At 56.2% G+C, this 4,793-nt stretch carries 2 protein-coding genes; both read left to right on the top strand.

Annotation, left to right across the window (positions count from 1 at the left end; all coding sequences use genetic code 11):
* Positions 1–889: 889 nt before the first annotated feature.
* The gene (locus ACZ7GZ_RS42240; protein ID WP_471033068.1) at positions 890–2,572 is read left to right on the top strand and encodes a hypothetical protein; all 1,683 of its coding nucleotides are present in this window, start codon (positions 890–892) and stop codon (positions 2,570–2,572) included.
* An 807-nt stretch (positions 2,573–3,379) separates the two neighbouring features.
* Positions 3,380–4,462: a ricin-type beta-trefoil lectin domain protein gene (locus tag ACZ7GZ_RS42235; protein ID WP_471033065.1), complete on the top strand. Its 1,083-nt coding sequence runs from the start codon at positions 3,380–3,382 to the stop codon at positions 4,460–4,462.
* Positions 4,463–4,793 lie beyond the last annotated feature (331 nt).

Here is a 4,793-nt window from a genome sequence, read left to right as displayed (position 1 = left end):
CGGCCGCCAGACGTTGACTGGGCCTCTGCCTGCGGTAGCCCCCAACTTCTGCGGAGCAGCCGTCACCCGATCGATGGCCACTCTGAAAATGCTCACAGAAAGCGAAACGGTCCACCGACTCCGTCGGCGGACCGTCATGCAAGATCGAGGCTAACAAGTCGGCAACAGGCTTGAATGGGCCGATGCCCGCGCACCAGGTCAAATAGCGAGCGCCGGGTTCGTCCCGCTCCTCGCGGGACGCCGAGCGACGTCCCTGGCTTCCGGAGCCTTGTTTCGACTTTGAGGATGGTCAGGTACCGCTTCGGGCGGTGGCCTGACCCGTGTTTCGATTGCCAGCTGACCAGTAACGATGCCTCAACGATCAAGACTTACAGCTGCCGTGGCTGAAGATCGCCACCTGGCTCACCGGACTCCACAACACCCAGCATCTACACAGCATGTCCGAGGACCGCAGCCCGATCGACTACGAAGACGACAACCGGACCAACACTCTGCAACTGGCCGCTTAGAAGGTCTCCCCACTTCGCGGGGGATTGGCAACATCACCGAGGACGGCGGCCCCAAGGTCCTCAGGACCACTGCGCATGCGGCGACAGCAAAAACAAGGCATTCTGGATCAAGTTGCTGCGCTCGCTTCACGCCCGCGACGCAAGCGGCGTGCGCCTAGTCATCCGATACTACCCTTTCGGCCGCACATTCGTCATCATATCAACGGGAAGACCTCTCATTAAGCATGCGCGACTCTACGAGCTTGCCCGGCAGGAGCGACTTAGGGCGAATAAAGCAGCCTAGCAGTGGAATGCTCTTCGACCACTGGAAACCGGGTTCAAAGACACCAACAGGAGCCCGGCGGCCTCCTGATTCATTTTCACACACAGGAGAAAAGAAAATGTCTGCACGTAACAAGAAAGTGCGTACGACCTCGGTCGCCTTGGCGAACCAGGCCGTCGCCGTAGTCCTTTCCCTGGGGGTCGTGCTGGGATCAGGCGTCGCCGACGCGGCCACAGTCAGTCCGGCCACCACCAGGACCTCGCCTCAGGCCAAAGCCCCATGGAACCCGGGCCTGTCACAGCTCCCATTCTTGAAGCAATTAGGCGCCCGCACGTCTTTTTTGGACTGGGCACACCTGGGAGCCGACCAAAATGTGCACATGGCCAATAAGACTGGTCAGGACATCTACGTGCTCACTCAAGTGAAGGCCGCCTGGCTGAGCGCAGACATCGCGGTTGCTGTAACGAGCGAGATCGAAAACATGACAGATCCCGTTGCAGGCACGTCAAAGGTAGCAAGGAAGCTAGCCGCTCAAGCGCTGGCCAAATGGCTTAAAGGCAACCAGGATAAGGCAAGGAATCTGTATGCGCAAGTACAGAGTAAGGAGATTACTCCAGACGATGCCGCTCATAAGCTGGTATCGTTTGCCGTGAGCACAGCCAAAGTGAACGAATTAAACTTTAAGACGATCTGGACAGGCATTCAGAATCTCCTAGCCAGACCGAACGTCAGTGGCCTCACCTCCGACGAAAAAAAGGTCAGGGCCGAGGCAATCGAGATTATCAAGAAGCCCGGCGCCGCTGTCAAGATTGCCAATGATTCCTCCGCAAATGTTTCGACGCAGGACTGGGAGTCCACTTGGGGTACGCTGTACTGGAAAGTCCCCTTTCTGGACAAGCTTGGTCCTTGGTTTGCGGCCTTCAACTGGATCCCCGGCGCGGGCCCCAGTGCCACGGCAGGATTGTTGGGATTTTCAACCGTCAACATGTTTGTCGTAAGGGCGGATGAGGCGAGGTCAGCGAAGGTAGAAACAGCGCCAGACGTCTCGTGGATTGCCCTACCCGACAGGATTTCCCCCTCCGCGCGCGGTAATCTCATGACAGCCGATTCAACACTCGGATACTACTCCTGGGACCAGGCAAAGCCCACCACTGCTTACAGGCAAGAGGCCTTCGCCGCACTAGAGGAGACCGGTTTTTCCAGCCACAACGCTTATCTCATCCTTGAGGCTTATCAGGCAAAATTTAGGCTTGCGAATCCAAATACCCCCAAGGATGCATGGTTCCAAGCTTACAGCTATGTAGTTCACAACAACAACGTCCGCAGGTGGCTGTGGTACTTACACGAAGAAAATGACAAAGGAAAGAAGCCTTTATCTCCCGGTGAAGCGGTAATTTACGAGCAGGACGTGGCGCGAATGTATAAGGTGCTGATTCCTGGCGTAAAGACCAATGATGACGCCGCAAAGTGGAATATTGAAACAATGCGTCCAAATGTAAAAGCGAAATATGATGCACTTGCAGCTATGCAGCGGGTAGGAATTCCTTTCGATGTTGGTCTGCGCTACATGAACAGGCTTGCCGCGGAGTTCCATCTACAGCAGGACGACGTGTACCGCCAAACGGTAAAACTCGTCAACGACAAAAATAGTAAGTATCTGCAAATCTTCTTTTCCTTTCATTATGGCGCAAAGGGTGACGTGAAGGGAGTGGAAGAAAGGATTAGGAGAGCAGCAGTTACATTCAGTCGAAACATTGGCGCCTTCCTTAACTGGTGGGACGCTCAGAGCTCTAGTGCCTGAGGAGTATCCGACCAATGGGTGGTTGTGGTCAGCCAAGCACCGCCACAGTCATGATCGTCGAGGAGATCCGTGCCTGCTGTTCCTTTCACACCTTCTCGATCTGATCCGGGGACAACTCCTTCCGCTGCTGCGGGTCCTATGCGGGTCGGCAGCAGCTGGGCCGGCACCACCACGCTCCTGCCGGTCCCGTGTCCGGCTGGCTATCGCACGCGCTGGTGTCCGGTTGCACAGCACTGACGAGGTGGCGTCCACCCAGAAGGACATACACCGAAGCAGACCCCTCTCGCCCTACCTCCGACTGTGAGCAGCTGCCCCAGGAGGGCGACCTGCGATGCCGCTCCTCGTCACCATCGCGGTCGCACGTCGGGGTTTCGGCGCCGGTATTTCCAGCGGCCTGATCCGGAAAGCATAATGGTGAGTCCCGCTTCATGGAAGGCATCACGCCCCCCATAGCAAGACAAGCAGGAAGTATTTCTACGGGTTTTTGCAGCTATTGGCGTATCCGTGGAGCGCTGGCGCCGACGGCTACTGCGGAGCTCGTCGCACTTCGCGTCGGCCCCCGATACAGGGTGGACTCTGGCAGTCGCCCTGTGGAGATACGCACATCTCAGGGGACAGGCGGTAAGGCAAGGCAACGAAAATTAGGGACCAGCGACAACACCCAATAGCCGAGACTGGCCAAAAATCTAGACAAGCCGTCACGCACTGACTACTAAATGCCGACATCGTCGACCCAAAGCTCCCTGGACCTCACCCAGGCCGGTGGAAGTCGAAAAGAAATGAGTTAATCCCATGAACCCTAAACACATGAAGAGCAGAGCATACCTCGCTGTGGCGTTGTTTGGCACAGTCGCAATGGCCTTCCTTCAGGGCCCTGCATCTGCTGCGACCAGCATCGAAAGGCACCCTGCCCAAGAGGAATCGACTACCACGCGTAAAAATCAGCAGAGCGATTTAGCAGGCAGGGCGGCACAAAGCCGCGCAACTCCTGTCGGCATCAAGTACAAGATCAAGCCTCATTTCTATAAGTATGACTCGCACGATAGCGAAAATCTCTGCTGGAATATCCCCAACGGAAAAAACGGTGGCATTACTAATGATGCGCCCGTAAATATCGCAAGATATTGGTGCGACACCTTCGACCGCAACGAGGGGCAGGAGTTTTTCTTCGGCGCCGATGGCAGAATCCGAGTATATCACTCCGATTACAACCTGGTCTTTTGCGTCGTAGACCGAGGGCCGAAGTACCCCAACGAGGATCGTTTAGTCTTGCACTATTGCAATGAAACCTTTGCTCAGCATTGGCGGCTAGGCAGTGGCGGAACGCTGGTAAACACGACATCAAATTATTGTGTTGAAGCGCCAAAGTTAAGTCCAGGACAGCAGCTAAGGCTTAGCAAGTGCGACGATCTAAATAAGGGCCAGGTGTGGGACTTCGTCGGCTTTCATGATTCCCCATATGAAAAAAAAGCCGCCCCAGCAACGCGGATTGTCGGTCCTGATGGAGAATGCGTGAGGTTGGTGGGGGGTGGGGCTATCGCACAGGCCCCGTGTTCGGATCCTGCCGACGCTTACGGGTTAGAGCTATGGCTTCCCGAAGCTGATGGCAAACTACGGCGCATGGCTTTTAACAACGGTGCCCCCGCCAAGGGTAACGAGTGTCTAGATATCGGCGCACCCGCTGGCAAGGCTAAGTCCAACGACAGGGTAGTGCTGTCGAATTGTGATAACAAGAGGGACGAGCAGAAATGGTGGCAGCTCGACAGCGGCAATGTATATAATGAGGGATCTGGCCTTTGCATGGCCGCGATCAAGGTGGACGGTGCGCTTCGCGTTAACGACTGCAAATCCGAGATGAAGCAGTTGTTCGACTTCCTTCCGAGAGCTTAATAGCGCGACCTAGCGCGGAATCATTTCGTTCCCACTCTAAGGGTAAAATTTTCAGGCCGGGCCAGCCGCCCGAGACGAATTCAGGGGCCCCTCCCCTTACCGTGATGACATCACTCCTCTCGCGCATTCCGAGGGGCCCCGTTCGGTGTGCATGACATAATCAAGCGGCCGGCCTACTGCCTTAGCCTCGATCTTGCATGACGGTCCGCCGACGGAGTCGGTGGACCGTTTCGCTTTCTGTGACTGATGGCGGGTATGTCGACGGCCCGAGTGTCGTGTCGGGTGGGCGCCGGGTTCCACTGCTCCGGGGTGGGTCCTTGTTTCGTAGGGA

The sequence above is a fragment of the Streptomyces sp. NPDC037288 genome, assembly GCF_055603265.1.
This window is presented reverse-complemented; position numbering and strand designations above follow the sequence as displayed.

Bases quoted from the DNA above. Each gene is read 5' to 3' on its own strand.
- ACZ7GZ_RS42235 (WP_471033065.1), top strand. From the start codon at position 3,380: ATGAAGAGCAGAGCATACCTCGCTGTGGCGTTGTTTGGCACAGTCGCA.
- ACZ7GZ_RS42240 (WP_471033068.1), top strand. From the start codon at position 890: ATGTCTGCACGTAACAAGAAAGTGCGTACGACCTCGGTCGCCTTGGCG.